We start from the raw sequence: 25,805 nt of genomic DNA, 5'->3' as shown, positions 1-25,805 counted from the left end.
TCTGGATGGAATGCGGTTGGATGTGTCTGCACTCTACATCGGTCCGAGAGCCGCTTCGCCTGAGGACACACCCTTAGCGGCGCTGCGCGAATCCTCGGCAATACTCGTCAACCCCTCATCGACCCCGATGCCGCTCGAGCAGCGCACGCCGCGTGCCTTCATGCTCGAACTGCGCCAGCCACCATTCGAGCGCCCGCCCCGGCTTGCCCGCGCTGCGCACGCGCCATGCGCAATGCATCGTTCCCATTGGCGGCATGCGCTCGGTCTTCAGCTCGACCAGATGCCCGGCCTCGATGTACGGCCGCGCCATCGGCTCAGGCAGAAAGCCGCCACCCAGCCCATGCAACTGCGCCGCGATCTTGGCCTGCATGCTCGGCACGGTGAGCACGTCCTGCCCGCCCATGAGGTTCACCGTCATGCTCGGCCCGTGCCGCGCCGAATCGGCCGCGGCCACCGCGCGGTGCTGCCGCATCACCGCGTCGCTCAGCGGCTGGGCCAGGCGCGCCAGCGGATGGTGGGGCGCCACCGCATAGACGAAGCGCAGCTCGCCGATCGGCCGGGTGCGGATGCCCGTGGCGGTGAGTGCCAGGCTCGCGGCATCGAGCACCGCGCCGATGGCCAGGTCAGCCTCGCCGCTGGTCAGCGCCTCGATGGTGCCCAGCAGCGTCTCGTCGCGCAGCTTGAGCCGCGTGGGCGGCTCCAGCGCGAAGAAGGCTGTGGCCAGGTCGAGCAGCGGGTCGCGCGCGATCACGCTGTCGACCGCGATGGTCAGCATCGGCTCCCAGCCGGTGGCCACGCGCTTCACGCGGTTGGCCACTGCGTCGATCTCGTTGAGCAGCCGGTCGGCCTCGCGCAGCAGCTCGGCGCCGGCCTCGGTCACCTTGGCCTGGCGGGCGCTGCGGTCGAACAGCAGCACGTCGAGCGCGTCCTCGATCTGGCGCACCCGGTAGCTCAGCGCGCTGGGCACCAGGTCGAGGGCGCGGGCGGCGGCGGCAAAGCTGCCGGTGCTGGCCACGGTCTGGAGCATGGAGAGGGCGTCGGGGGTCAGCACGTCACGGGGGCTGGGCATGGTGGCTCCATTGATCAAATTATTTGAATGGTGCCATCAAACTGCGGCGTCTTTCCGAATGGGGTGCGGACCTAAAGTTCTTTACATCCGCTGCGCATCCGGCGCGGCATACGAAAAAGGCCCGCACACCCCCACAGGGCAGGGCCGAAGGAGTTCGACGATGTTGCAAGTCCGTAAATCACAGGAACGCGGTTATGCCGACCATGGCTGGCTGCGCTCGTTCCACAGCTTTTCTTTCGCCAACTATTACGACCCGGAGCACATGGGCTTCGGCAACCTGCGGGTGATCAACGAAGACCGCGTGGCGGCGGGCGCCGGTTTCGGCACCCACGGCCACAAGGACATGGAGATCATCAGCTACGTGCTTTCGGGCGAACTGGCGCACAAGGACAGCATGGGCAACGTGGAAAGCATTCCGCCCGGCGACGTGCAGCGCATGAGCGCGGGCCGCGGCGTGATGCACAGCGAGTTCAACCACAAGGCCGACGAGACCACGCACTTCCTGCAGATCTGGATCCAGCCGAACGTGCGCGGCATCGAGCCCGGCTACGAGCAGAAGAAGTTCAGCGACGCCGAGAAGCGCGGCAAGCTGCGCCTCGTGGCCTCGCCCGACGGCACCGATGGCTCGGTGACGGTGCATGCCGATGCGCGCCTGTTTGCCGGCCTGCTCGATGGCGAAGAAAAAGCCAGCCTGGCTCTCGACCCGAAGCGCAAGAGCTACGTGCACCTGGTGCGCGGTGAGCTCGAAGTGAACGGCCAGAAGCTCGTGGGCGGTGACGCCGCGATGCTGGAAGGCGAATCGCAACTGACGCTGGGCGCCGGCAAGGACGCCGAAGTGCTGGTGTTCGACCTGGCCGCCTGATCTCCCTTGCCGGGCGCTTGCCGCCCGGCTTTTCTTGTCCCTTTTCCCTTTTCAATTTCAACAACCGAGGAGTTTTTCAATCATGGCAACTACAACCACTGCACCCAATTCGGCACAAGACACGCTGGCCCTGATCGGCCGCATCCTGATCGCCTACCTGTTCATTCCCGCCGGCATCGGCAAGCTCATGGGCTTCGGCGGCACCGTTGGCTACATCACGTCCGTCGGCCTGCCGCTGCCCGAAGTGGGTGCGGCCATTGCGATCATCGTCGAGCTGGGTCTCGGCATCGCGCTGCTGCTGGGTTTCAAGACGCGCTGGACCGCGATCGTGATGGCAATCTTCACCGTGGCGACCGCGCTGTTCTTCCACAAGTACTGGTCCGCACCCGACGCCATGAAAATGATGCAGCAGATCAACTTCAACAAGAACATCGCCATTGCAGGCGGCCTGCTTGCCCTCGCAGGCTTCGGTGCCGGCCGCTTCAGCATCGACAAGCGCTGATCGCAACACCTCACCCACTCAGGAGCACCCAAACATGGCAAACATCGTCGTCGTCTTCCATTCCGGCTACGGCCACACCCAGCGCGTGGCGCAAACCGTGGCGGACGGCGCGGGCGCCCAGCTGCTCGCCATCGACGCGGACGGCAACCTGCCCGAAGGCGGCTGGGAGCTGCTGGCCGCGGCCGACGCCATCGTCTTCGGCTCGCCGACCTACATGGGCGGCGTGAGCTGGCAGTTCAAGAAGTTCGCCGATGCGTCGTCGAAGGTCTGGTACACGCAGGGCTGGAAGGACAAGCTCTTCGCCGGCTTCACCAACAGCGCCACCATGAACGGCGACAAGGTCACGACCATGACCTATCTGTGGACGCTCGCGATGCAGCACAGCGGCATCTGGGTCAGCATGGGCATCCTGCCGAGCAACAGCAAGGCCGCCACGCGCGACTCGATGAACTATGTGGGCGGCTACGGCGGCCTGCTGACGCAATCGCCGTCCGATGCGAGCCCGGCTGAAATGCTGAAAGGCGACTTCGACACGGCCCGCGCATTCGGCGAACGCATTGCCACAGTGGCAAGATCGCGCGAATAACCGGCACCCGCCACCCCACGGAGAACACGATGACCGACACCGCCCCCGAGACCCAACTGCTCAAGCCGCACGACAAGGACCTCGGCGGTGGCTTCAAGGTGCGGCGCCTGCTGCCCGCGGCGCAGCGCCGCTCGGTCGGCCCCTTCGTGTTCTTCGACCATTTCGGCCCGGCCACCGAGCAGCCGGGCAGCGAGCACGACGTGCGGCCGCATCCGCACATCGGCCTCTCGACGGTCACGTATCTTTTCAAGGGCGCGATGATGCATCGCGACAGCTTGGGCAGCGTGCAGGAGATTCTTCCCGGCGCCATCAACTGGATGACCGCCGGCAAGGGCATCGTGCACTCCGAGCGCAAGCCCGATCGCCTCAAGGCCGACACCTACGTGAACCACGGCCTGCAGCTGTGGGCCGCGCTGCCGCAGGCGCATGAAGAAACCGAACCCAGCTTCGAGCACACGCCGGCCGATGCGATTCCCGAGCTGGTGGAGCAGGGCGTGGCGGTGCGCGTGCTGGTGGGCGAAGCCTTTGGCGCCCGCTCGCCGGTCAAGACGCTCTCGCAGACCGTGTATCTCGACATCGCCTTGCCTGCAGGCGGGCGCTTCGAATTGCCTGCGCTCGCATCCGAGCTGGCCATCTACGCAGTCGATGCCGATGTCAGCGTGAATGGCGAGCCGGTCGAAGCGCACACCATGGCCGTGCTGCCCGACGGGCAAGGCGCGGTGCTCACGGCGAGCGCCGCCGCACGCCTGATGGTGATCGGCGGCGAGCCGCTCGACGGCCCGCGCTACATCACCTGGAACTTCGTATCGAGCCGGCGCGAGCGCATCCTCGAGGCCGGCTCCGATTGGGCCGCCCAGCGCATGGGCCACGTGCCCGGCGAGACCGAATTCATTCCGCTGCCCGGCAAGCCCTTTGGTGTGCGCGAGCCCGATACGGGCACCACGCCGGTCTGAAGCTGAAACTCGAGCGCCAATGAAAAAGGGCCCGACGTATCGGGCCCTTTTTGTTTCTGTGGTTACTCGTTGCCGATCGCCACAGTTTCCGACGGCGATGCACCTGGCGGTGCCTTCGGAAGCTCGACCATGCCCTTGCGACCGCCACGGCCGCGCCAGGCCGAGTAGCCCACGCCCAGCAGCAGCAGCACGCACAGCCCGATGAAGGTGCCGCTGATCGGCCGTGTCACGAACACCGACATGTCGCCGCGCGAGAGCAGCAGCGCGCGGCGGAAGTTCTCTTCCACCATCGGCCCGAGCACGAAGCCCAGCAAGATCGGTGCGACCGAGAATTCCAGCGACATCAGCAGGGCGCCGACGATGCCGAACACCAGCACTTCCCAGATCTGGAACAGGCTGTTCTGCGTGCTGTACACACCCGTCGCAATGAAGAACATCGCGGCCGGGAACAGGTACTTGTAGGGCACCTTCAGCAGTTTCACCCACACGCCGATCAGCGGCACGTTCAGGATCACGAGGATCACGTTGCCGATCCAGAACGAGGCGATCAGGCCCCAGAAGATGTCCGGATGCTCGGTAATGAGCTGCGGGCCGGGCTGGATGCCCTGGATCAGCAGCGCACCCAGGATCAGCGCCATCACCGCGTCGCCCGGAATGCCCAGGCTCATCGTCGGGATGAAGTCGACCTGCGTCTTCGAGTGGGCCGAGGCCTCGGGGCCGGCCACGCCTTCGATCATGCCGGTGCCGAACTTGTTCGGCGTCTTCGATACCTTGCGCTCCAGCGCGTAGGCAATGAAGGTGGTGATGGTCGGGCCCGTGCCGGGCATTGCGCCGAACACCGTGCCGACGATGGTGCCGCGGATCATCGCGGGGAAGGCGCGCTTGAGCTCTTCCTTGCTCGGGCGCATGTCGCTGAGCTTGAGCGTGCCGGTGTCGCCGATGGTCTTCATGCGGTTCACGTTGAGCAGGAAGTCGGCCACGCCGAACAGGCCCATCGAGATCGCCACCAGTTCGAGGCCGTCGCTCAGCTCGGGCAGGCCGAACGCGAAGCGGAAGCTGCCGCTGTTCACGTCGGTGCCGACCACGCCGCACAGCAGGCCGAACAGCGTCATGGCCACGCCCTTGAGCGGCGAGCCGCGCGACATGGTGGAGCCGGCGAGCAGGCCCAGCAGCATGATCGAGAAGATCTCGGTCGGGCCGAACTTGAACGCGATCTGCACCAGCAGGGGCGAGGCGAAGATCATCACGATGATGCCGACGGACGCCGCGAAGAACGAGGCGATCATCGTCACCCCTAGCGCGACGCCCCCTTTGCCCTGCTTGGTCATCGGGTACCCGTCCAGACAGGTCACCGCATGCGGCGGGTGCGACGGCATGTTCATCAGGATGGCGCCGATGGCGCCGCCGTACTGCGAGCCGTAGAAGATGCCGGCCAGCATCAGGATGGCGGGCACCGGATGCATCACGTAGGTGAGCGGCAGCAGGATCGAGATGGCCTGCAGCGCGCCCATGCCCGGCAGCACGCCGATCAGGTTGCCCACCAGCACGCCGAAGAAGGACCACATCAGGTTCGAGCCCTGGAAGGCCACGCCGAAGCCGAACCAGAGGTCGTGGAGCGATTGACCGATCATGGTGTCAGCCTCCCCACTGGAACAGGGGCAGCTGCAGCTTGAGCGCCCACCAGAAGATCACCACCGCGATGAAGCACATCGCCAGCGACAGCAGCAGCGCCTCGGTCAGCGTGTTGTCTCGGTCGCCGAGCGCCGAGATGAACACGATGGCGAAGGTGGCCGGCAGCAGGCCGCCGTACTCGCCGAACAGCAGGAACGCGAGGATGCCCAGGATGATGCAGATGCCGCCGCGAATGTCGGGCATGCCGCCCGGATGGCCGTGCGACGCGGCTTCTTCGCTTGCGCCTTCAGCTTGCTTGTCACCGCGCGCGGAGACAGCGATCAGCAGCCCCGTGAGTGCCAGCAGCGCACCGAGCGCGACCGGGAAGAAGCCCGGCCCCATGTGCGCAAGCTCGCCGACGCGGTAGCCGATGCCGGCATAGACGGCGGCCAGTCCGATGACGATCAGCAGGGCGCCGCCGTAGTAATCTTTTTTGAATTTTGAAGCGGGCCGAAGCGCGTGCGAGGCCGGATCTTCACCGAGCTGGTGCTGCATTGAGTCTCCTTCGATTGGAAGGAGCGCAGTCTAGGAATCGAGGCTTTCAATCGCCTTTCGGAGCAGGCGCAAACGGCCCGGCGACCCGCAAAATACGTGTAATCACGTACCGGTGTATCGGGTGAAACCCTTGCAAAAAAGGGCCTCAGAAGGCGCGCAGCGGCAGCCTGAGGATCGCGCGCAGTCCGCCGCCGTTGGGGCTCTCGGGCGTGTCGGCGTTGCCCAGTTCGATCTCGCCGCCGTTGCGCCGCGCATAGCTGCGAGCAATGGTGAGGCCGAGGCCCGCGCCCTGTGTTGCAACGGCAGCCACGGATGGGTCGCGATGGAAGCGCTCGAACACGCTGTCGCGCCTTTCGGGTGCGATGCCCGGTCCGCTGTCGCACACCTCAGCCAGCGCATATGAGGCCTCGCGCCGCACGGTCACGGTGATGTTGCCGCCGCGCGGCGTGTACTTGATGGCGTTGTGCACAAGGTTGGCAAGCACCTCGTGCAGTTCGGCGGCATTGGCCGCCACGGGCAGCACGGGTGAGTCGTCTTCATCGCCGGCTTCGTCGGTGCCGTCCGTGTCTTCTCCGTCGTCGCCTGCGGTGGCGATGCGTTCGGCGGCGTTGTCGCCGCGCGCATCGACCCAGCCCAGGTCCTGGTCGTTCTCGCGCGCCAGCGGCAGGTATTGCAGCACCACCTCGCGCGCGATGGCGTTGAGGTCGACCACCGTGGGCTCGGCAGGGGCGACTTCATCTTCGGTGGTGGCATGGGCCAGCGCCAGCAGTTGTTCGCTGAGGCGGCGCGTTCGCGCGAGCTGCCCGACGATGGCATGCAGCGACTCGCGCATGCGCGCCGGATCGGTCTCGCGCACCGCGTAGCCGGCCTGTATCGACAGGATGCTCAGCGGCGTGCGCAGCTGATGCGAGGCATCGGCCAGGAACTGCGATTGCTCGGCCACCATGCGCCGATGGCCCGCGATGTGGTGGTTCACTGCGTCCACCAGCGGCGCGACCTCCTGCGGCACGCCGCTGGCGTCGAGCGGCGTCAGGTCGTCGCGCGATCGCTCGCGCAGCGAGCTGCGCAGGCGCTCCAGCGGGCGCAGCGTCCACGCCACGCCGAGCCACACCAGCAGCGCCATCACCAGCACCATGCGCGTGTCGCGCAGCAGCTCCTGGCGCAGCGACTCGGCCTGGGCCTCGGTGCGCGGGCCGGTGCCCTCGGCCGCCTGGATCAGCACGCTGTAGGCCGCGCCGGGGTGGACGTTGTCGTACACCGTCTGGCGCAGCGCGGCCACGCGCACCGGGTGCTGCTCGTGCACCGCGTCGTAGAACACCGGCGTGCCGTCGGGCGGTTGCTGTGCCGGGCGGGGCAGGCCGGGCACGCCCATGAGCGTGGTCTCGGGCGAATTCACGTCGAGTGTTTCGCCCTTGGGAATGCGCTGCACGCCGACGTGCAGGTACTTGTAGCGCAGGTGCGTGGACTCGAACATTGCCTGGATCGAGAACGGCTCCTGCACGCGCACGCTGCCGTCGCTCGCCACCACGATGCCGTTGGCCAGCGCTTGCACGGGTTCGAGCAGGCTCTGGTCGTAGGCGACCACGAGCGAATCGGTCAGGGCCTTGTAGTCGTTCCAGCTGTCGAGCGCCAGCAGCGCGACGATGCCGGGCAGCAGCAGCGCGAGCAGCCGCGCGCGGATGCCGAAGCGCTGGGGCTGCGGCTCAGTCGCCTTCGCCGGGGAGTTCGGGTTGGGCTGGGGCTGAGGATCCATCGGCAATGCTCTCCAGCATGTAGCCCAGGCCGCGCACGGTGACGATGCGCACGTCGCTGTCCGCGAGCTTGCGCCGCAGCCGGTGCAGCACCACCTCGATGGCGTCGGGGCCGGCGGTGCTGTCGTTGGTGAACACCTTGGCGAAAAGCTGCGACTTGCCGACCGGCGCGCCGCTGCGCATCAGCAAGGCGGTGAGCGCGGCCTGCTCGCGCGGCGTGAGCGACAGCAGCGTGCCGCGCAGCGTGAAGGCGTGGCTCTGGCTGTCGTACGAGAGGGAGGCGCACTGCAGGCGCGGGTGCTGCTTGCCGCGGCTGCGGCGCACCAGGGCCGACAGGCGGGCTTCGAGTTCGACCAGTTCGAAAGGCTTGGTGAGGAAATCGTCGGCGCCGAGGTTCAGGCCGCGTACGCGGTCTTGCAGGGCGCCTTGCGCCGTGAGGATCAGCACCGGCGTGCGGTCGTCGGCATTGCGCATGTCGGCCAGCACGCTCAGGCCGTGCTTGTCGGGCAGGCGCAGGTCGAGCACGATGGCGTCGTATTCGGTGCCGGCCATGAAGGCTTCGGCGGTGCGCGCGTCGGGGGCGTGGTCGGCAACGAAGCCGCTTTGCGTGAGCGCGCGGATCAGCCACGAGGCCATGTCCAGTTCGTCTTCCACCAGGAGGATGCGCATGGGAGGCCTGTCGACGTCTTGGTTGTTGCCGTTACTGCTTGATGGCGAGGTCGGGGTCTTCCGAGGCGCGGGCGCTGGCGCGTGCCGAGCGTGCGCTCAGGTCGGGTGCCAGGGCCTCGCGGCCGTCGAACACGAAGCAGTCGCCCTTGTAGTGCGCGCCGCCGACCTGCTCGAAATACTTGAGGATGCCGCCTTCGAGCTGGAGCACGTGCTCCACGCCTTCTTCGCGCATCAGGATCGCGGCCTTCTCGCAGCGGATGCCGCCGGTGCAGAAGCTCACGACCGTCTTGCCCTTGAACTCGTCGCGGTGCGCTTTCAGGGCGGGTGGGAATTCGGTGAACTTGCCGATGCGCCAGTCGATCGCGCCTTCGAAACTGCCGTGATCGACCTCGAAGGCATTGCGTGTGTCGAGCAGGGCGATTTCGCGGCCCTCGTCGTCGTGGCCCTGGTCGAGCCAGCGCTTGAGCGTGGGGGCGTCCACGCCGGGTGCCCGGCCCGCGGCGGGCTGGATGGCCGGATGGTCCATGCGGATGATCTCGCGCTTGAGCTTCACGAGCATGCGGCGGAAGGGCTGAGCGGCGGACCAGCTTTCCTTGGCCTCGAGGTCGGCAAAGCGCGCGTCGGCACGCAAATGGGCCAGAAAGGCCCGCACCCCGTCGGCGCTACCGGCCAGGAACAGGTTGATGCCCTCGGGCGCCAGCAGGATGGTGCCCATGAGGCCCAGGGCCTGCGTGCGGGCGCGCAGGTCTTCGCGCAGCACGGGGCTGTCGTCTATGGCCACGAACTTGTAGGCCGCGATATTCAGAATCTCTTGCACGGGGCGCGATTGTAGGGATTGCCAACCCACATCGTGGAGTGGCAGTTTCTACAATGGCCGGATGTTTGTTCACCTGCGCCTGCACACCGAATTTTCCGTCGTCGACGGCACCAACCGGATCGACGAAGTCATCAAGGCCGCCGCTGCCGACAAGCAGCCCGCGCTGGCCATCACCGACCTGAACAACCTGTTCGGGGCGGTCAAGTTCTACAAGCAGGGCCGCGGCAAGGGCGTCAAGCCCATCATCGGTGCGGAAGTCTTCGTGGAAGGGCTGGGCAAGGAGCCCGGCGTGCTCACCCGCATCGTGCTGCTGGTGCAGAACATTGAAGGCTATCTGCACCTGTCCGAACTGCTGGCGCGGGCGTGGACGCAGAACGTGGGCCGGGGCCAGTCGCAGGCGGCCTGCAAGCTGGAATGGCTTGAAGAGCTCGCGGGCGGGCTGATTGCGCTCTCGGGCGCGCAGGCCGGGCCGTTGGGGCAGCCGTTGCTGCAGGGGCAGGGCGAGCGCGCTGCCGAGCTTGCATTGCGGCTGGCGGGGATTTTTCCGCACCGCTTCTACATCGAGCTGCAGCGCGCAGGCCGGCCCGAGGATGAGCCGCACGTCATCGCCGCTGTGCAACTGGCGGCCCGGCTGCATCTGCCAGTGGTCGCCACGCATCCCGTGCAGTTCGCCGCCCGCGAAGACTACGAAGCGCACGAGGCGCGCGTGTGCATTTCCGAAGGCGAAATTCTCGGCAACCCGCGCCGGGTGCGCCGGTTCACCGAAGAGCAGTATTTCAAGTCGACCGCCGAAATGCAGGCGCTGTTCGCCGACGTGCCGAGCGCGCTGGCCAACACGGTCGAGATCGCCAAGCGTTGCAACCTGACGCTGGTGCTGGGCAAGCCGCAGCTGCCCGACTTTCCGACGCCCTTCGTCAGCGAAGACGTGCGCATGCCGATCGATGACTTCTTCCGCCAGGAGTCATTCGAGGGCCTGGAGGTGCGCCTGAAGCACCTCTACCCCGATGAGGCCAAGCGCGAGGCCGAGCGCCCGCGCTACGTCGAGCGGCTGGAGTTCGAGATCAACACGATCCTGAACATGGGGTTCCCCGGCTACTTCCTGATCGTGGGTGACTTCATCCAGTGGGCCAAGGCCAACGGCTGCCCGGTGGGCCCGGGCCGGGGCTCGGGCGCAGGCTCGCTGGTGGCCTATGCGCTGAAGATCACGGACCTGGACCCGCTCGAATACAAGCTGCTGTTCGAGCGTTTCCTGAACCCCGAGCGCGTCTCGATGCCCGACTTCGACATCGACTTCTGCCAGGGCAACCGCGACCGCGTGATCGACTACGTGAAGGACAAATACGGCCGCAACGCCGTGAGCCAGATCGCCACCTTCGGAACCATGGCCGCGCGCGCGGCCATCCGCGACGTGGGCCGCGTGCTCGACATGAGCTACATGTTCTGCGACGGCATCAGCAAGCTGATTCCGAACAAGCCCGGCATGTCGGTCACGCTGCAATACCCGCCCGAGAAGAAGATCGAAGGCGACAAGAACAACTACGCCATCGAGATGGAGCCGCAACTGGCGGAGCGCATCGAGAAGGAAGAAGAAGTCCGCATGCTGGTCGAGCTCGCGCAAAAGCTCGAGGGCATGACCCGAAACATCGGCATGCACGCCGGTGGTGTGCTCATCGCGCCGGGCAAGCTCACCGACTTCTGCCCGCTCTACCAGCAGCCCGGCAGCGAATCGGCCGTGAGCCAGTACGACAAGGACGACGTCGAAGCCATCGGCCTCGTGAAGTTCGACTTCTTGGGCCTCGCCACGCTCACCATCCTGGAGATTGCGCGCGAGTTCATCATGAAGCGCCACAAGGGCCAGGAGAACTTCGCGTTCGAGAACATCCCGCTGAACGACGCGGCCACCTACCGGCTGTTCTCCGACGGCAAGACGGAAGCCGTGTTCCAGTTTGAATCTCGCGGCATGCAGGGCATGCTGAAAGATGCGCGCCCGACGCGCCTGGAAGACCTGATTGCGCTGAACGCGCTGTATCGCCCGGGCCCGATGGACCTGATTCCCAGCTTCGTGGCGCGCAAGCACGGCCGCGAGACGGTGGAGTACCCACACCCGGCCGTGGCCGAGATGCTCTCCGAGACCTACGGGATCATGGTCTACCAGGAGCAGGTGATGCAGACCGCGCAGATCCTGGGCGGCTACTCGCTCGGCGGCGCCGACCTGCTGCGCCGCGCAATGGGCAAGAAGAAGCTCGAGGAGATGGCCGAGCACCGCGAGAAATTCCGCGCGGGCGCCCTTGCAACGCACGGCATCGTCCAGGACAAGGCCGACGAAATCTTCGACTTGATGGAGAAGTTCGCGGGCTACGGCTTCAACAAGTCGCACGCGGCCGCCTACTCGCTGCTGGCGTACCACACGGGCTGGCTCAAGGTTCACTACACGGCCGAGTTCTTCTGCGCCAATATGACCGTGGAAATGGACGACACGGACAAGCTCAAGCTGCTGTTCGAAGACGCCCAGAAAAACTTCGGCATCACCTTCGAGCCGCCGGACGTGAACCGCGGCAACTACCGCTTCGAGCCGGTCACCAACAAGATCATTCGCTACGGCCTGGGGGCAGTGAAGGGCACGGGCCAGCTCGCGGTCGAGGCCGTGGTGCGGGCACGCGAAGAGGGCGGGCCGTTCAAGAGCCTGTTCGACTTCTGCGTGCGCATCGACCGCCAGCGCATCAACAAGCGCACGGTCGAAGCGCTGATCAAGGCCGGCGCCTTCGATGCCATTCAGCAGAACCGCGCGTCGCTGATCGCCTCGCTCGACCGTGCCTTCGAATTTGCGAATGCCACCGCGGCCAATGCATCGCAGGTCGACATCTTCGGCGACGCCGAGCACGGCTCGGCCACCGCCGAGCCCGACCTCGTCGACGCCACGCCCTGGGGCGTGAAGGAGCGGCTGACGCTCGAGAAAACAGCCGTCGGCTTCTACCTCTCGGGCCACTTGTTCGACGAGGTTTCGCACGAGGTGCGGCGCTTCTGCAAGCGCGAGATCGGCGACCTGCTCGACAGCCGCGACCAGCAGGTCATTGCCGGCATCGTGAGCGACTTCCGCGTGATCAACGGCCAGCGCGGCCGGCTGGCGATCTTCAAGCTCGACGACAAGTCGGACTCGATCGACGCCACCGCCGACGAGGCGACCATCAACGCCAACCGCAACACGCTGAAAGACGACGAACTGGTCATCGTCAGCGGCCGGCTACAGCCCGCGCGCGGCGGCTTCGAGGCGCGCTTCCAGGTGCAGCAGGTGTGGGACCTTGCCACGGCGCGCTGCCGCTTCGGCAAGTTCCTGCGCGTGGCGGTGAACGGCAAGGCGCCCGACATCGCACGCCTGCTGAAAGACTTTCCGCCGCGCACCGAGCAGACTGAGGTCGGCGACCTGATCCAGGGGCTGCCGGTGCGTCTGTCGATGGCGCGTGGCGGCGCGCAGGTCGAGCTGCAACTGGGCGAGCGCGCCAAGTTCTTCCCGACCGATGCTGCGCTGGCCAGCTGGACCGCGCAGGCGGAAGCGGGCAAGGCGCTGATCGTCTACGACTGATCTGATCGCGCGCTGCAAGAGCGCGACAAGTGCTTGGGTGGCGTGGGCCCTTTGACGGGCCCGCTACGATCCTTTCTGCTTTTTCCAATCAGCAGTTCAAGGAGGAACTCGCCATGAAGAAATCATCCCTCGTCCTCGCATTGGCCCTGGCGTTGCCCTTTGCCGCATCCGCCCAGTACGCCGGCCCCAGCACCGTGCCGACGATGAGCGTCAAGCAACTGCTCGACACCGGCAAGGATGATCAGCACGCCACGCTGCGCGGCTTCATCGTGTCGCATGACGGCGGCGAGCACTACACCTTTGCCGACGACACCGGCCGCATGAAAGTGGAGATCGACGCCAAGCATTTCCCGGCCGGCGTGAAGATCGACGACAAGGTGCGCGTCGAGATCTCCGGCGAGTTCGACAAGGACCTGGTCGGCAACAAGGCCGAGCTCGACGTGAAGCGGCTCAGCGTAATGCGCTGAACCGGGTTCGCGGGCTCAGTGCGCCATTGGCGCCACGGCGAGGTCGGGCACCACGTTCATGATGCGCAGCGTCTGCTGCACAACCTGGCTGAACACAGGTGCCGCCACCAGCCCGCCGAAGTACTTGCCCGCGCTGGGTTCGTCGACCATCACCGCGACGATGATGCGCGGCTTGTCGATGGGCGACATGCCGGTGTACCAGGCGCGGTACTTGTTGCTGGCGTAGCCCTTGCCGACCTGCTTGTGCGCGGTGCCGGTCTTGCCGCCCACCGAATAGCCCACGGTCTGCGCCAGCGGCGCGGTGCCGCCGGGCGCGGCAGCCATGTGCATCATCTGGCGCACCTCGCTTGCGACCAGCGGCGAGAAGACCTGCACGCCGGCCGGCTCCTCGCCCATGTTCTTCAGCAGGCTCACCGGGATCACCTCGCCGTTGTGCGCGAAGGCGGTGTACGCATGCGCGATCTGGAACAGCGAGGCCGAGAGGCCGTAGCCGTACGACATGGTGGCTTGCTCGATGGGGCGCCACGACTTCCACGGCCGCAGCCGGCCCGTCACCGCGCCGGGGAAGGGCGTCTGCGGCTTCTGCCCGAGGCCCACGGCCGTGAGCGAATTCCACATCTCCTGCGCAGTCATGCGCTGCGAGATCTTGGTGGCGCCCACGTTGCTCGACTTCTGGATCACGCCCTCGACCGTCAGCACGCCGAAGTTCTCGTCGTCGTGGATGGTCGCGCCCGACACGGTGATGCGTCCGGGGTTGGTGTCGATGATGGTCTTGGGGGTGACTCGGCCCAGCTGCAGCGCGGTGGCGATGGTGATCGGCTTCATCGTCGATCCCGGCTCGAACACGTCGGTCATCGCGCGGTTGCGCAGCTGCTCGCCGGTGAGGTTGCGGCGGTCGTTGGGGTCGTAGCTCGGGTAGTTGGCCATGGCCAGCAGCTCGCCCGTCTGCGCATCGACCACCACCACGCTGCCGGCACGCGCCTTGTTGGCGACGACGGCATCGCGGATCTTCTCGTAGGCCACGAACTGCACGCGGTCGTCGATGCTCAGCTGGATGTCGTGGCCCTCGGTCGGCGGCACCTGGTCCTCGGTGTCCTCGACGATGTGGCCCAGCCGGTCCTTGAGGACGTGGCGCGAGCCGGACTTGCCAGCCAGCTCCTGGTTGAAGGCCAGCTCCACGCCTTCCTGCCCGATGTCTTCCACGTTGGTGAAGCCGGCCAGGTGCGCCGCCGCCTCGCCCTCGGGATACTGGCGACGGTAGTCGCGGCGCAGGTAAATGCCCTTGATGTTGAGCGCCGCAACCTCCTTGGCAACCGGCTGGTCGACCTGGCGCTTGATCCAGACGAAGGTCTTGTCCTCATCCTCCAGCTTCTTGTCGAAGTCCTTCTGCGGCATGCCGAGCAGCTTGGCGGCCTGCTTGAGCTTGGCCTGCACCTCGGGGTCGTCGCGCTCGATGTCCTCGGGAATGGCCCAGATGCTGGGCGCCGGAATGTCGGAGGCCAGGATCAGCCCGTTGCGGTCGAGAATGCGGCCCCGGTTGGCCGGCAGCTCCAGTGTGCGCTGGTAGCGCACCTCGCCCTGATGCTGGAAGAAGTCGTTGTTGAAGATCTGGACATAGGCGGCCCGACCTGCCAGCAGCACGAAGCCGAAGGCGATGCTGGCCACGATGAATTTGCTGCGCCACACGGGGGTGGGGCTGGCGAGCAGCGGACTGCTGCCGTAGCGGATGCGGCCGTTGGGATTCATCTTGTGCGGGCGTGGCGCCCGGCTGTTGTTGTCCGCGTGTAGACAGCGCGGCATCGAACGAGTTCCGGGCGGTTGTTCATTGCCGCCCGGAATCGATGCACGAATAGACGTTGTGCCGTCAGCGCTTGGGCCGCAGCGACACGATCAGCGAGGGGAAGATGCGCCCGTCGGTGTCGCGCGGCAGCTTCTCGGTCTTGCGCAGGCCGCGCTCGGCGGCCTCGTCCCAGCCCTGCAGGCCGCTCGACTTGCTGAGCTTGACGCCGACGATGGTGCCGTCGGGCGCCAGGTTGACTTCGAACTCCGCGGCCGGGTTGCCGTTCACCATGTCGGCATCGGGGAAGGTGATGTTCGGGCGCACGGCTGCGGCGATGCGGCCGGCGTAGCCGCTCGAGGGGCCCGACGAACGCTGGGCTATGCCCTTCGAATCGTCGGCACCGCTGGCGCCCGCAAGACCCTGCATGCGCTTGAGCGCGGCGGCACGGTCGGCGGCTGCCTGCTTCGCAGCGGCGTCGGCCTTCTTGGCTTCAGCCTGCTTGGCCTCGGCTTCCTGCTGCTTTTTCTGGTCGGCGAGCTTCTGCTGCTGCTCTTTCTTGCGCTGGGCCTCGTCTTCGGCGCGCTGCTTGGCTTCGAGCTCTTTCTTCTTCTGCTGCTGTTGCTGCTCGAGTTCGCGCTCTTTCTGTTCCTTCTGCTCCTTGAGCTTCTTCTCGCGCTCCAGGGCAATGTCGGGCGCCTTCGGCGCGGGTGCGGGCTCGGGCGCCTTCGCCACCGGTGGGGGTGGCGGTGCGGGTGCGGGCGGCGGCGGCGCGGGAGCAGGCGTGGGGGCTTGCGGTGCCTGCAGGCGGGGCGCCGCCTGCTGCACCGTGGACGACCACAGCTCCGCGTCGACCGCACCTTCGTCGGGGTCGCTGCGCCAGCGCACGCCCCAGGTCAGCGCGGCGATCAGCAACGCATGCGCAATGAGGGCCAGCACGACGGCACGCGGCGTGCCGCGCTGCGGCGGCGGCGCGAACTCGGGGCGATCCAGTGCGAGCGACATGCCTTATTTGCCGCCCGTGGTCGTGACCGACAGGCCCACGCGCTCGATGCCGCTGCGCTTGAGCTGGTTCATCGCCTTCACGACGGTCTCGTACTTCACCGACTTGTCGGCGCTGATGACCACCGGGCGCTGGTCGTCGCCGCCCTGGGCCTGCTTGGCCGCGGAGCCGATCTGGGTCATGGGGATCGAGGTGCCGCCCGAGCCGGTGGACGGATCTTTCTTTATCTGTACTTCGTCTTCGCTCTTGATGACGATCTCGATGGGCTTGTCGGGCTGCTTGTTGGCGCGGTCGACCGAGGGCAGGTTGATCACGCTCGGCGTGATGAGCGGTGCCGTGACCATGAAGATGATCAGCAGCACCAGCATCACGTCGATGAACGGGACCATGTTGATCTCGTTGATCGTCCGGCGGCCGCGGCCCCGGGATGAAACGGCGGGCATGCGCTGCGCCTCCGTTCAGCGGTTGGCCGGAGCCACCGACGATGCGGCGCCGCCAGCCGTCGGATTGGCCGACAGGTTGCGCTGCAGGATGTTGGAGAACTCCTCGATGTAGGTTTCGAGGGCAATGGCGATCTTGTCGATCTCGCGGGCGAAGCGGTTGTAGCCGACAACGGCAGGAATGGCTGCGAAGAGGCCGATGGCCGTGGCCACCAGCGCCTCGGCGATGCCAGGCGCCACAGTGGCCAGCGTCACTTGTGCCAGCGCAGCCAGGCCGGTGAAGGCGTGCATGATGCCCCAGACCGTGCCGAACAGGCCGACGTAAGGCGAGACCGAGCCCACGGTGGCCAGGAACGAGAGGTTCTGTTCGGCTGCGTCCAGCTCGCGCTGGAAGCTGGCGCGCATGGCGCGGCGGGCACCGTCGAGCAGCGTGGGAGCGTCGGTCACGTGGCGTTCGCGCAGCTTTTGATATTCGCGCATGCCCGAAGCGAAGATGCGCTCCATGGGGCCGGCGAACTTGGCGTTCTGCGCGGCCGAGGCGAACAGCTCATTGAGGCTGGTGCCCGACCAGAACTCGCGTTCGAAGTCGTCGTTGAGGGCACGCATGCGCCGAAGTGCGAAGTACTTGCGGATGATCGCGGCCCAGCTGGCGATCGAGACGATCACCAGCAGCAGCACGACCAGTTGAACCACGAAGCTCGCATGGAGCAGGAGATTGATGATGGAGAGGTCTTGGTTCATGGCTTGAAAGGTTGTGTCATGGAGCCGCTGTAGCGCTCGAGGGTTCCCGTCACTTGCTTCGGAATGCGTGCGGGACGCAATGTGGCGGCGTCCACCCAGCCGATGCGGATCGTGCCTTCGCACAGCAAGACGGGTGCCGAGGCTCCCGTTCGCTCTTGCTCTGTTTTTGATAGCACTCGCTGACCGATTATCAACGACGCAGTGCCCAATTGTTGAAGATCGGCTGTAACGAGCAGTTCGTCGTCCAGCCGCGAGGGCCGATGGTATTTGAGCTGCGTTTCGCTCACCACGAACTGGCCGCCCGTTTCCTCGCGAAGCTTGCGCTGTTCGACGCCCAGGGAGCGCAGCCATTCGGTGCGGCCGCGCTCCATGAACTTCAGGTAGTTGGCGTAGAACACGATGCCGCCGGCGTCGGTGTCTTCCCAGTAGACGCGGATCGGAAACGCGTAGCTCATTGCGCCTGGTTCTCTGCCATGGCCCGCAGGCGTTCGATGGATTCCTGCAGGTGCGCCATCGAACTGGCAGTGGAGAAGCGCACGAACTTGGCCGTCTCGGCTGTGCCGAAATCGCGACCGGGCGTGACGGCGACGTGGGCGCGCTTCATGGTCTCGAAGGCGAAGTCCCAGCTGCCCGAGATGCCGAGCTTTTCGGCGAAGCTCGTGCAGTCGGCCCAGGCGTAGAAGGCGCCGTCGGGCACCACGGGCACGTTCAGGCCCAACGCGTTGAGCTGCGGAATGAACCAGTCGCGGCGCGCCTTGAATTCGGCGCGGCGGCGTTCGTACTCGGCAATGCTCTCGTCCTCGAAGCAGGCGAGCGCCGCGTACTGCGACACCGTGCTCGCGCAGATGAAGAGGTTTTGCGCGAGGCGCTCGACCACCGGCACCAGCACTTCGGGCACCACCAGCCAGCCAAGGCGCCAGCCGGTCATGTTGAAGTACTTGCTGAAGCTGTTGATGCTGATGACGTTGTCGTCGATGGCCAGTGCCGTCTGTCCGAAGGCATCGTCGTACGAGAGGCCAAGGTAGATCTCGTCGATCAGCGTGATGCCGCCGCGCTGCGACACCACCTCGTGGATGCGGCGCAGCTCGTCGGGCGCGATCGAAGTGCCGGTCGGGTTCGACGGCGAGGCGAGCAGCACGCCACGCGTCTTGTCGGTCCAGGTGGCCTCGACCTTGGCCGCCGTGAGCTGGAAGCGCTCTTCGGCGGTGGTCGGCACCAGCACGGCCTTGCCGTCCGCCGCGCTCACGAAGTGGCGGTTGCACGGATAGCTCGGGTCGGGCATCAGGATCTCGTCGCCGGATTCGATCAGCGCGAGGCAGGCAAGCTGCAGGGCGGCCGAGGCTCCGGCAGTGACGACGATGCGGCGGGCCGGCACGTCGACGTTGAAGCGCTGGCGATACCAGGCGCTGATGCGTTCGCGCAGGTGGTCGAGGCCGGTGGCCTGCGTGTACTGCGTGGCGCCGGCGCGCACGGCGCGGGCCGCGGCTTCCTGCACCAGAGGCGGGGCGGTGAAGTCGGGCTCGCCGATGTTCAGGAAGATCATCGGCCGGTCGGTGTGGGCCACTTGGCGCGCCAATGCACTGGCGGCCTTCGCCACTTCCATCACATAGAAGGGCTCGATGCGCTGCGCGCGCGTCGAAATCCTCATGCCTTTGCTTTCCCCGAAGCGCGGTCTGCTTCCACTTCGAGCGGACGAAGCTGCGGCGCCAGTCCGTTGAGCACGGCGTTCACGTACTTGTGTCCGTCGGTGCCGCCGAATTCCTTGGCGAGTTCGATGCACTCGTTGAGCACCACGCGCCACGGCACGTCGGGGCAGTTCTGGAACTCGTACACGCCGATCCACATCACGGCGTGCTCGATGGGCGAGATCTCTTCGAACTTGCGGTCGAGCAAGGGGCGGATCAGTGCGTCGAGCTGCTCGGCGCCTTCGATCGAACCGTGCAGCAGCGCGTCGTAGTGCAGCGCATCGGCCTTGTGGAAGCCTGCGAGGTCGCGCGTGAAATGGTCGATGTCGGTCGGGTCGTTGCGGCCCACCAGGTGCTGGTAGAGCGCCTGCAGCGCGAACTCGCGCGCGCGGCTGCGGTTCGACTTGGCCGAAGCCTTGCGCGCGCCCGTGCTGGTGAGGCCGACGCGCGACTGGCGCGGCTTGGCGCCAGCGGGCTTGAGGGGCTTGGAGGTGTCTTCGGTCATGAAAGGGTGGCCAGCAGTTGCGCCATCTCGACCGCCACGCGGGCTGCATCGCGGCCCTTGTCGGTCTGGCGGGCGATGGCCTGCTCGAGGTTTTCGGTGGTGAGGATCGCGTTGGCGATGGGCAGGCGGTAGTCGAGCGCAATGCGGCTCACGCTCGCGCCTGATTCGTTGGCCACGAGTTCGAAGTGATAGGTTTCGCCGCGGATGATGCAGCCCAGCGCCACCAGCGCGTGGTAGCCGCCGCGTTCGGCGAGCGCCTGCAGCGCCACGGGCACTTCGAGCGCGCCGGGAACCTGCAGGTGATGGATGTCGCTGGCGGCCACGCCCAGCGCCTCGAGCTCCGAGAGGCAGGCCGAAGCCAGCGCATCGGTGATGTCGGCGTTGAAGCGCGCCTGCACGATGCCGATGCGCAGGCCTTTGCCGTTGAGCGTTGTCTCGCCCTTGTTTGAACCTTGCATGGTCGTTCAGTCTTTCGTGAGGTAGCCGGCGATTTCGAGCCCGTAGCCCGCCGCCATGCTCGGCATGCGACGCGGCGTGCCCAGCAGATTCATCTTGTGCACGCCGCATTCGCGCAGGATCTGCGCGCCGATGCCGTAGCTGCGCAGGTCCATGCGGCCGCGCTCGGGTGCTTGCGCGGGGCGCGCGGTGCCGTCGAACTGGGCGAGCAGCTCACCGGCGGTTTCGCCGCAGTTCAGCAGCACGGCCACGCCCTTGCCCTCGTTCGCGATGTGAGAAAGGCTGGCGTCGAGGCTCCACGAGTGCAGCGAGCGGTTGATTTCGAGCGCGTCGAGCACCGACAGCGGCTCGTGCACGCGCACCGACACCGTGTCTTCGGGGGCCCACTTGCCGCGTACCAGCGCAAGGTGCACGCCGTGGCTGGGCTTGTCGCGGAAAGCGTGGGCGGTGAAGGCGCCCCAGTTGGTCTGGATCTCGCGGCAGCCGACTTTTTCGACCAGCGATTCGACGCGGCTGCGGTGCTCGATGAGCGCGGCGATGGTGCCGATCTTGAGGCCGTGCTCGGCCGCGAAGATCTGCAGGTCGGGCAGGCGGGCCATGGTGCCGTCTTCGTTCATCACCTCGCAGATCACCGAGGCGGGCGAGCAGCCGGCCATGGCGGCGAGGTCGCAGCCGGCTTCGGTATGGCCGGCGCGCATCAGCACGCCGCCGTCCACCGCCTGCAGCGGGAAGATGTGGCCGGGCTGCACCAGGTCGGCAGCTACGGCGTTGGGTGCCACGGCGGCCTGCACGGTGCGGGCGCGGTCGGCGGCCGAGATGCCGGTTGTCACGCCTTCGGCCGCTTCGATGGAAACGGTGAACGCGGTCGAATGTTTGGCGCCGTTGCGCTGCACCATCGGCGGCAGCTGCAGCCGCTCGCACATCTCGCGCGACAGCGTCAGGCAGATCAGGCCGCGGGCATGGCGCGCCATGAAGTTGATGGCCTCGGGCGTGATGTGGTCGGCCGCGACGACGATGTCGCCTTCGTTCTCTCGGTCTTCCTCGTCGACCAGGATCACCATGCGGCCGGCGGCAAGCTCGGCCACGATTTCCTCGACCGACGAGATCGGGGCTGGGGCGCGCGCGGCGCGGGGAGCGCCGATCGGCGTGACGGAGGCGTTCATTCGGCTGTGTCCTTGGAATACGTGGAAGAGGGGGGCACCAGCACGCCCGCCTGAAGCATGCGCTCCACGTAGCGCGCCACGGTATCGATTTCGAGGTTGACCTTCGAGCCGGCCTTCAGGCCGCCGAGGGAAGTGTTTTCGACGGTGTGCGGGATCAGGTTGATGCTGATCTCGGCGCCGCCTTCGATGTCGTTCACCTTGTTGACGGTGAGGCTCACGCCGTTGACGGTGATCGAGCCCTTGTAGGCGAGGAAGCGGGCCAGCGCGGGCGGTGCCACCACCCGCAGTTCCCAGCTTTCGCCGATGGGCTCGAAGAAGCTCACGGTGCCAATGCCGTCCACATGGCCCGACACGATGTGGCCGCCGAGACGGTCGCTGGCGCGCAGGGCCTTTTCGAGGTTGATGCGGCTGCCCTCGTCGGTCAGGCCCGCGGTCTTGTCGAGGGACTCGGCGGAAATGTCGATGGTGAACTGCTGTCGCTCGGGAGCGAGCGTGGTGACGGTCATGCAGGCGCCGTTGAGCGCGATGCTGTCGCCAAGGCCCACGTCATCGAGATACCCGTCGGGCACCGCAATGCTGAGTCTTTTGCCAAAGGAGGAGGAGGTGCCGAGGTCGTGGATGGCGGCGATGCGCCCCACGCCGGTGATGATTCCGGTGAACATCTCGGCATTTTCGCAGAGAACGAGAGGGGCTTCGGGCTAAACGTCAGAAGGTGTCCCTTCCGGCGACTCGGGCCACGATGCGCAGGTCGGGCCCGATCTGCTCGAAGCCGCGGAATTCGAGGGGAAGAGCGCCCGTCAATTCGGTCAATGCGCCGCCGACGTGGATGCCCGAGGCGATATCCAGCCCGTCGCCGATCAGCTTGGGCGCCAGGTAAATCAACAGCTCGTCGACCAGCCCTTCGCGCAGCAGCGAGCCATTGAGCTTGTGCCCGGCCTCGACATGCAATTCGTTGACTTCGCGGCGGGCGAGATCCTTCAGCATCGCAGCGAGGTCGACCTTGCCCTGCGCATTCGGCAAGTAGGTGACGGTTGCACCGCGTGCCGCCAGTGCAGCCGCCCTCTGTTCGTCCTGCCTGGCGGCGTAGATCCAGACCGCGCGGCCGGGCATGAAGAGCTTCGCAGCCGGGGGCGTCTGCAGCTGGCTGTCGATCACCACGACGCGCGGCTGACGCGTGGTCTGCACCAGCCGCACGTCGAGGCGCGGGTCGTCTTCCAGCACCGTGCCCACGCCGGTCAGCACTGCGCTGGCGCGAGCCCGCCAGGCATGGCCGTCGGCGCGTGCCGGCTCGGAGGTGATCCACTGGCTCACGCCGTTGCGCAGGCCGGTCTTGCCGTCCAGGGAAGCCGCCGCCTTGAGCCGCACCCACGGCGTCTTGCGCACCATCCGGCTGAAGAAGCCGAGGTTGAGCTCCCGAGCCTCATCGGCTCCAGGCCCGACCTCGACCGCCACGCCCGCGGCACGCAGCCGCTCGAAGCCCTGGCCCGAAACCAGCGGGTTGGGATCGGCCATCGCCGCCACGACCCGGCCGATGCCGGCCGCGACCAGGGCATCGCAGCACGGGCCTGTACGGCCGTGATGCGAACAGGGCTCCAGCGTGACCCAGGCCGTCGCGCCGGCGACCGAATTGCCGCGCGCCGCCGCATCGCGCAGCGCCATCACCTCCGCATGCGGACCGCCGACCTGCTGGGTGTGGCCCCTCCCGATCACCGTGCCGTCGGGCGCAGCCAGCACGCAGCCGACGCGGGGGTTCGGATCGGTCTCCGGGCCGGCCTGGCGCGCGAGATCCAGGGCCTGAACCATGAAATTCGGATTTTCTTTTGTCATTCTTTTGTTAAATCAATTGCCTTGCAAATGTCAATTTTGAAATCCATTGAAAACAATTTGCCGCCAATCCATTTGTTTTGACCGTCTGTCGCGCAATTGGCGTTATTGGCCGGCCAATGGGAAATCGGAAAAATAGAATTCGCACCCATCGAAATCAGGGAGGAGCGCCCGTCCGGCACACAGGTGCAAGGCGGCGGGCGGCACGACATGGACAACAACGGATTCTGCGCGTCCGAACGAGGCTTCACGCTCATCGAGATGATGGTCGTGATCGTACTGATGGCCGTGATGCTGGGAATGGCGCTGCCGAGTTTCAACGGCCTCGTCGAACGGTATCGGGTCGAAGCCATGGCCAAGGCGCTGATGGCGAGCATCGCCGATGCCCGCGCCGAGGCGGCTCGCCGAGGGGTGAAGGTGACCATGCAGCAGCGCACGGGGTGCCAGGGCCGGGACTGGAGCTGCGGCTGGGAGACGCTGGTCGGAAGCGGCGACGCCGCCGAAATCCTCAAGCGCCAGGACCCCGACGGCCGTGTCTCCATCGAGAAGGGCGCGGCTGGCGCCATGTCGTTCGACCCCATGGGCTACTCGACCGGTCCGGGCCGTTTTCGCCTTCGTCCGGCCGGCAGCGCCGATTCATCCAACATCGTCGCGGTATGCCTCGCGCTCGGCGGGCGCATGCGGCTGGTGAAGGGGGACGGCCCGTGCTCATGAAGCGCTTTTGCTTTCGCCGGGTGCAACAGGTGCAGTGGGGCTTCTCGATGATCGAAGCGCTGGTCGCGCTGCTCGTGCTCTCGCTGGGCCTGCTGGCGCTGGCCGGCTTCCAGGTTCGCGTGCTGGTCGACAGCGTCGGCGCAAGCAACCAGAACCTCGCGATGCAACTGGCCGGCGACATGGCCGATCGCATCCGTGCCAATCCCGCAGCAGCGGCGACGACGCCCAGCCGGTACGTGACAGGCTGGTCAGCTGCAGCAGCCGAACGGCCCAGCCCTTCTTGCGAGGGGGGCAGGGCGGCCTGCAACGCCGCCGAACTCGCGGCGCACGATCTGTGGAGCTGGAAGCGTGCGATAGCTGCCGCCTTGCCCGGCGGGATGGCCGACGTGAAGGCCAGCGCGACGGCGGGCGGCATGCTGTTCATACACGTTGCCTGGGACGAGCCGGCGGTGATCGACCCGATCGCGCCCGACCCGAACTGGCAGTGCCCCACGGGAAAGGCCTGTCTCGAAGTCGCCGTCGCGGTGCCGCAGCCATGAAGCGCCGAACGCCATCCGGCTTCACGCTGGTCGAGTTCCTCGTCGCGCTGGTCGTCGGCATGCTGATCGTGCTGGCCGCGATCGCGGCCATGCTCGGCACGCGCAGCGCCGCCATGACCGGCGACGACGTCAACACGCTCAACCAGTCCTCGGCGCTGGCCTTCAGGATGCTGGGCCAGCAGATACGGCAGGCCGGCTACATCCCCATCGATCCCACTGAGCCGCTCTACTACTTCAACGTCAGTGCCGACCGGGGCACCAACCTGAACGACGAGCGGGCTTTCTTCGCGATCAAGGGCGTGGAGTCTGCGGGAGGCTCCGCCAATGACAAGCTGAAGCTGGGCTATGCGCCGAACCCCGACTATTTCAAGGACTGCCTGGGTCAGGAGCCAGGGCGGTCTTCGGGCGGCGAATACGACAGGGCCGCCCCCGAAGCGCAGGGCAATGCGCGGCTCATCACCAGCGAGTTCTCCGTGTCGGACGGCGTGCTCAGGTGCCGGGGCAGCGGCAATACGACCCTGCAGCCGGTCATCGACGGTGTGGAGCGTTTCGACGTCATGTATGGGGTCAGCGCCACATCCGGAAGCCGGCAGGTGGTGCGCTACGTGACGGCCGACGACGTCGATGAGGGCTTCCGCGACGTCCGCACGGTTCGCATCTGCCTGCAGCTCGCAGGCACTTCCAGGAGCAACCCTGCAGGCAGCCATGTCGACTGCGACGGGGTCTCGAAGACGAGCGGCGACGGCAAGCTGCGGCGCGTCTACACGGCAGTGTTCTCGCTGCGAAACGACCTGGGGGCGTTGTGAGCACGGCGAAGGCGACAGGTCCCGCCCGCAGGCTGGCCGGCGAACTGCCGGCACAGCATGGCTTCACGCTGTTCATCGTGATGATCATGCTGCTGCTTTCGGCCCTGCTGCTGATCGGTGGCGCGCGCACCGCGGTGCTTCTCGAGTCGATGGCGGGCAACCAGCGCGAATACCAGCGCGCCTTCGAGGCTGCCGAGGCAGCGCTGCTGGATGCGGAGCGCGACATCCGGCAACTGGCCTTCGATTCCGCGAGCAAGACCTACGTGGCGTGTTCGGCACTTGCCGCGGCGCGCTGCCGCAAGGCAGAAGACGGCCGCGTCTTTCCCGACCGGGATACGGGCTGGGTCACCGCCTACATGAACGCCGGCCCCAACAGCTGCGAGCGGGGCATCTGCTATTTCTCCGAACCCGATTCGGTCGCCGCCGCCGCCGGCAGCGAGGCCTACCGCTTCTGGCGCGGCGATGCCTACAAGGCCGAGTACGCCAGGTACGGCGAGTTCACCGGAGCGCCCAGTGCCGGCAGTCCGGCGCTGCGCGGCGCCAGGTACTGGATCGAGGTGATCGATCGAAGGAACAGCAAATACCCGCTGTATCGCATCACGGCGACTGCCACGGGAGCGCGCAGCGGCACCGGCAAAGGGGATGCGACGAAGGTCGAGCTGCAGGTGTCCTTCGATCCGGACCCGGTCTCCGGGGTGAACTGAATATAGGGAGAGAAAGAGATGAGGAT

27 protein-coding genes are annotated in these 25,805 nt (G+C 66.6%); 10 read left to right on the top strand and 17 right to left on the bottom strand.

All coding sequences use genetic code 11. The annotated features are described in order from the left end of the window. Positions 1 to 115: 115 nt before the first annotated feature. The gene (locus tag BLW48_RS15555) at positions 116 to 1,069 is read right to left on the bottom strand and encodes a LysR family transcriptional regulator (protein ID WP_093176006.1); all 954 of its coding nucleotides are present in this window, start codon (positions 1,067 to 1,069) and stop codon (positions 116 to 118) included. A 160-nt stretch (positions 1,070 to 1,229) separates the two neighbouring features. Between BLW48_RS15555 and BLW48_RS15550 the strand changes: the two genes are divergently transcribed. From BLW48_RS15550 to BLW48_RS15535, 4 genes are read left to right on the top strand one after another with little or no spacing between them, the layout of a single operon-like run. Further along, a complete protein-coding gene (locus BLW48_RS15550) occupies positions 1,230 to 1,931 on the top strand; it encodes a pirin family protein (RefSeq protein ID WP_093055906.1) in 702 nt (233 codons plus the stop codon). Between the two features lie 34 nt (positions 1,932 to 1,965). After that, the gene (locus BLW48_RS15545; protein ID WP_093176003.1) at positions 1,966 to 2,433 is read left to right on the top strand and encodes a DoxX family protein; all 468 of its coding nucleotides are present in this window, start codon (positions 1,966 to 1,968) and stop codon (positions 2,431 to 2,433) included. A gap of 34 nt (positions 2,434 to 2,467) precedes the next feature. Further along, positions 2,468 to 3,019 carry a flavodoxin family protein gene (locus BLW48_RS15540; protein ID WP_093055910.1) on the top strand — a complete coding sequence of 184 codons (552 nt, stop codon included), beginning with the start codon at positions 2,468 to 2,470 and terminating at the stop codon, positions 3,017 to 3,019. Between the two features lie 29 nt (positions 3,020 to 3,048). Beyond that, positions 3,049 to 3,972, top strand: a complete 924-nt coding sequence (locus BLW48_RS15535) for a pirin family protein (protein ID WP_093055912.1) — start codon at positions 3,049 to 3,051, stop codon at positions 3,970 to 3,972. Positions 3,973 to 4,034: 62 nt separating this feature from the next. On the opposite strand, the gene BLW48_RS15530 is transcribed toward BLW48_RS15535, so the two are convergent. From BLW48_RS15530 to BLW48_RS15510, 5 genes are all read right to left on the bottom strand, one after another. Beyond that, on the bottom strand, positions 4,035 to 5,603 hold the full coding sequence (locus tag BLW48_RS15530; protein WP_093055914.1) for a tripartite tricarboxylate transporter permease: 1,569 nt from the start codon (positions 5,601 to 5,603) through the stop codon (positions 4,035 to 4,037). Between the two features lie 4 nt (positions 5,604 to 5,607). Next, positions 5,608 to 6,138: a tripartite tricarboxylate transporter TctB family protein gene (locus tag BLW48_RS15525; protein ID WP_176928806.1), complete on the bottom strand. Its 531-nt coding sequence runs from the start codon at positions 6,136 to 6,138 to the stop codon at positions 5,608 to 5,610. Between the two features lie 145 nt (positions 6,139 to 6,283). Continuing rightward, positions 6,284 to 7,891 (bottom strand): sensor histidine kinase, encoded by a 1,608-nt coding sequence (locus BLW48_RS15520; RefSeq protein WP_093176001.1) that lies wholly within the window; start codon positions 7,889 to 7,891, stop codon positions 6,284 to 6,286. Continuing rightward, positions 7,842 to 8,558 carry a response regulator gene (locus BLW48_RS15515; protein ID WP_093055918.1) on the bottom strand — a complete coding sequence of 239 codons (717 nt, stop codon included), beginning with the start codon at positions 8,556 to 8,558 and terminating at the stop codon, positions 7,842 to 7,844. Before BLW48_RS15515 ends, BLW48_RS15520 begins: the two co-directional genes overlap by 50 nt. A 31-nt stretch (positions 8,559 to 8,589) precedes the next feature. Beyond that, positions 8,590 to 9,375: a sulfurtransferase gene (locus tag BLW48_RS15510; protein WP_093073643.1), complete on the bottom strand. Its 786-nt coding sequence runs from the start codon at positions 9,373 to 9,375 to the stop codon at positions 8,590 to 8,592. Between the two features lie 61 nt (positions 9,376 to 9,436). Between BLW48_RS15510 and dnaE the strand changes: the two genes are divergently transcribed. Continuing rightward, positions 9,437 to 12,955, top strand: a complete 3,519-nt coding sequence (gene dnaE / locus BLW48_RS15505) for a DNA polymerase III subunit alpha (protein WP_093175998.1) — start codon at positions 9,437 to 9,439, stop codon at positions 12,953 to 12,955. Between the two features lie 113 nt (positions 12,956 to 13,068). Beyond that, positions 13,069 to 13,422, top strand: a complete 354-nt coding sequence (locus BLW48_RS15500; RefSeq protein ID WP_093175996.1) for a YgiW/YdeI family stress tolerance OB fold protein — start codon at positions 13,069 to 13,071, stop codon at positions 13,420 to 13,422. Between the two features lie 15 nt (positions 13,423 to 13,437). Here BLW48_RS15500 and BLW48_RS15495 read toward each other — a convergent pair whose 3' ends face one another. From BLW48_RS15495 to ribD, 11 genes are all read right to left on the bottom strand, one after another. Then, on the bottom strand, positions 13,438 to 15,168 hold the full coding sequence (locus tag BLW48_RS15495; RefSeq protein WP_093175993.1) for a peptidoglycan D,D-transpeptidase FtsI family protein: 1,731 nt from the start codon (positions 15,166 to 15,168) through the stop codon (positions 13,438 to 13,440). 118 nt (positions 15,169 to 15,286) lie between these two features. After that, entirely contained in the window at positions 15,287 to 16,204 is a 918-nt protein-coding gene (tolA, locus tag BLW48_RS15490) for a cell envelope integrity protein TolA (RefSeq protein ID WP_093175991.1), read from the bottom strand. A 3-nt stretch (positions 16,205 to 16,207) separates the two neighbouring features. Further along, the gene (locus tag BLW48_RS15485) at positions 16,208 to 16,645 is read right to left on the bottom strand and encodes an ExbD/TolR family protein (protein ID WP_093055930.1); all 438 of its coding nucleotides are present in this window, start codon (positions 16,643 to 16,645) and stop codon (positions 16,208 to 16,210) included. 15 nt (positions 16,646 to 16,660) lie between these two features. Then, positions 16,661 to 17,383: a protein TolQ gene (tolQ, locus tag BLW48_RS15480; RefSeq protein ID WP_093055932.1), complete on the bottom strand. Its 723-nt coding sequence runs from the start codon at positions 17,381 to 17,383 to the stop codon at positions 16,661 to 16,663. Continuing rightward, entirely contained in the window at positions 17,380 to 17,838 is a 459-nt protein-coding gene (gene ybgC / locus BLW48_RS15475; protein ID WP_093055934.1) for a tol-pal system-associated acyl-CoA thioesterase, read from the bottom strand. Before ybgC ends, tolQ begins: the two co-directional genes overlap by 4 nt. Beyond that, entirely contained in the window at positions 17,835 to 19,031 is a 1,197-nt protein-coding gene (locus BLW48_RS15470; protein ID WP_093175988.1) for a pyridoxal phosphate-dependent aminotransferase, read from the bottom strand. Before BLW48_RS15470 ends, ybgC begins: the two co-directional genes overlap by 4 nt. Next, complete coding sequence (nusB, locus tag BLW48_RS15465) at positions 19,028 to 19,573, bottom strand: transcription antitermination factor NusB (RefSeq protein ID WP_007837974.1); 546 nt, start codon at positions 19,571 to 19,573, stop codon at positions 19,028 to 19,030. The genes BLW48_RS15470 and nusB overlap by 4 nt, the downstream gene beginning before the upstream one ends. Further along, positions 19,570 to 20,031, bottom strand: coding sequence for a 6,7-dimethyl-8-ribityllumazine synthase (ribH, locus tag BLW48_RS15460; RefSeq protein ID WP_093055938.1), 462 nt, complete (start codon positions 20,029 to 20,031; stop codon positions 19,570 to 19,572). The genes nusB and ribH overlap by 4 nt, the downstream gene beginning before the upstream one ends. A gap of 6 nt (positions 20,032 to 20,037) precedes the next feature. Next, positions 20,038 to 21,192 (bottom strand): bifunctional 3,4-dihydroxy-2-butanone-4-phosphate synthase/GTP cyclohydrolase II, encoded by a 1,155-nt coding sequence (ribBA, locus tag BLW48_RS15455; protein WP_093073649.1) that lies wholly within the window; start codon positions 21,190 to 21,192, stop codon positions 20,038 to 20,040. Beyond that, positions 21,189 to 21,854, bottom strand: a complete 666-nt coding sequence (locus BLW48_RS15450) for a riboflavin synthase (RefSeq protein WP_093073651.1) — start codon at positions 21,852 to 21,854, stop codon at positions 21,189 to 21,191. The genes ribBA and BLW48_RS15450 overlap by 4 nt, the downstream gene beginning before the upstream one ends. Before the next feature lie 43 nt (positions 21,855 to 21,897). After that, positions 21,898 to 23,019: a bifunctional diaminohydroxyphosphoribosylaminopyrimidine deaminase/5-amino-6-(5-phosphoribosylamino)uracil reductase RibD gene (gene ribD, locus BLW48_RS15445; RefSeq protein WP_093175986.1), complete on the bottom strand. Its 1,122-nt coding sequence runs from the start codon at positions 23,017 to 23,019 to the stop codon at positions 21,898 to 21,900. A 96-nt stretch (positions 23,020 to 23,115) separates the two neighbouring features. On the opposite strand from ribD, the gene BLW48_RS15440 reads away from it, so the two are divergent. The 4 genes from BLW48_RS15440 to BLW48_RS15425 are packed head-to-tail and all read left to right on the top strand — an operon-like array spanning position 23,116 to position 25,779. After that, complete coding sequence (locus BLW48_RS15440) at positions 23,116 to 23,730, top strand: GspH/FimT family pseudopilin (protein WP_256330782.1); 615 nt, start codon at positions 23,116 to 23,118, stop codon at positions 23,728 to 23,730. Beyond that, positions 23,727 to 24,269, top strand: coding sequence for a type IV pilus modification protein PilV (gene pilV / locus BLW48_RS15435; RefSeq protein WP_093175981.1), 543 nt, complete (start codon positions 23,727 to 23,729; stop codon positions 24,267 to 24,269). The genes BLW48_RS15440 and pilV overlap by 4 nt, the downstream gene beginning before the upstream one ends. Then, positions 24,266 to 25,075, top strand: coding sequence for a PilW family protein (locus tag BLW48_RS15430; RefSeq protein WP_093175978.1), 810 nt, complete (start codon positions 24,266 to 24,268; stop codon positions 25,073 to 25,075). The genes pilV and BLW48_RS15430 overlap by 4 nt, the downstream gene beginning before the upstream one ends. Next, complete coding sequence (locus BLW48_RS15425) at positions 25,072 to 25,779, top strand: pilus assembly PilX family protein (RefSeq protein ID WP_093175975.1); 708 nt, start codon at positions 25,072 to 25,074, stop codon at positions 25,777 to 25,779. Before BLW48_RS15430 ends, BLW48_RS15425 begins: the two co-directional genes overlap by 4 nt. Positions 25,780 to 25,805: the final 26 nt, after the last annotated feature.

It is taken from the genome of Variovorax sp. YR266 (genome assembly GCF_900107295.1).
Classification (GTDB): Bacteria; Pseudomonadota; Gammaproteobacteria; order Burkholderiales; family Burkholderiaceae_C; genus Variovorax.
Note: the sequence above shows the minus strand (reverse complement) of the source record. Positions and strands in the feature narration are given on the sequence as shown.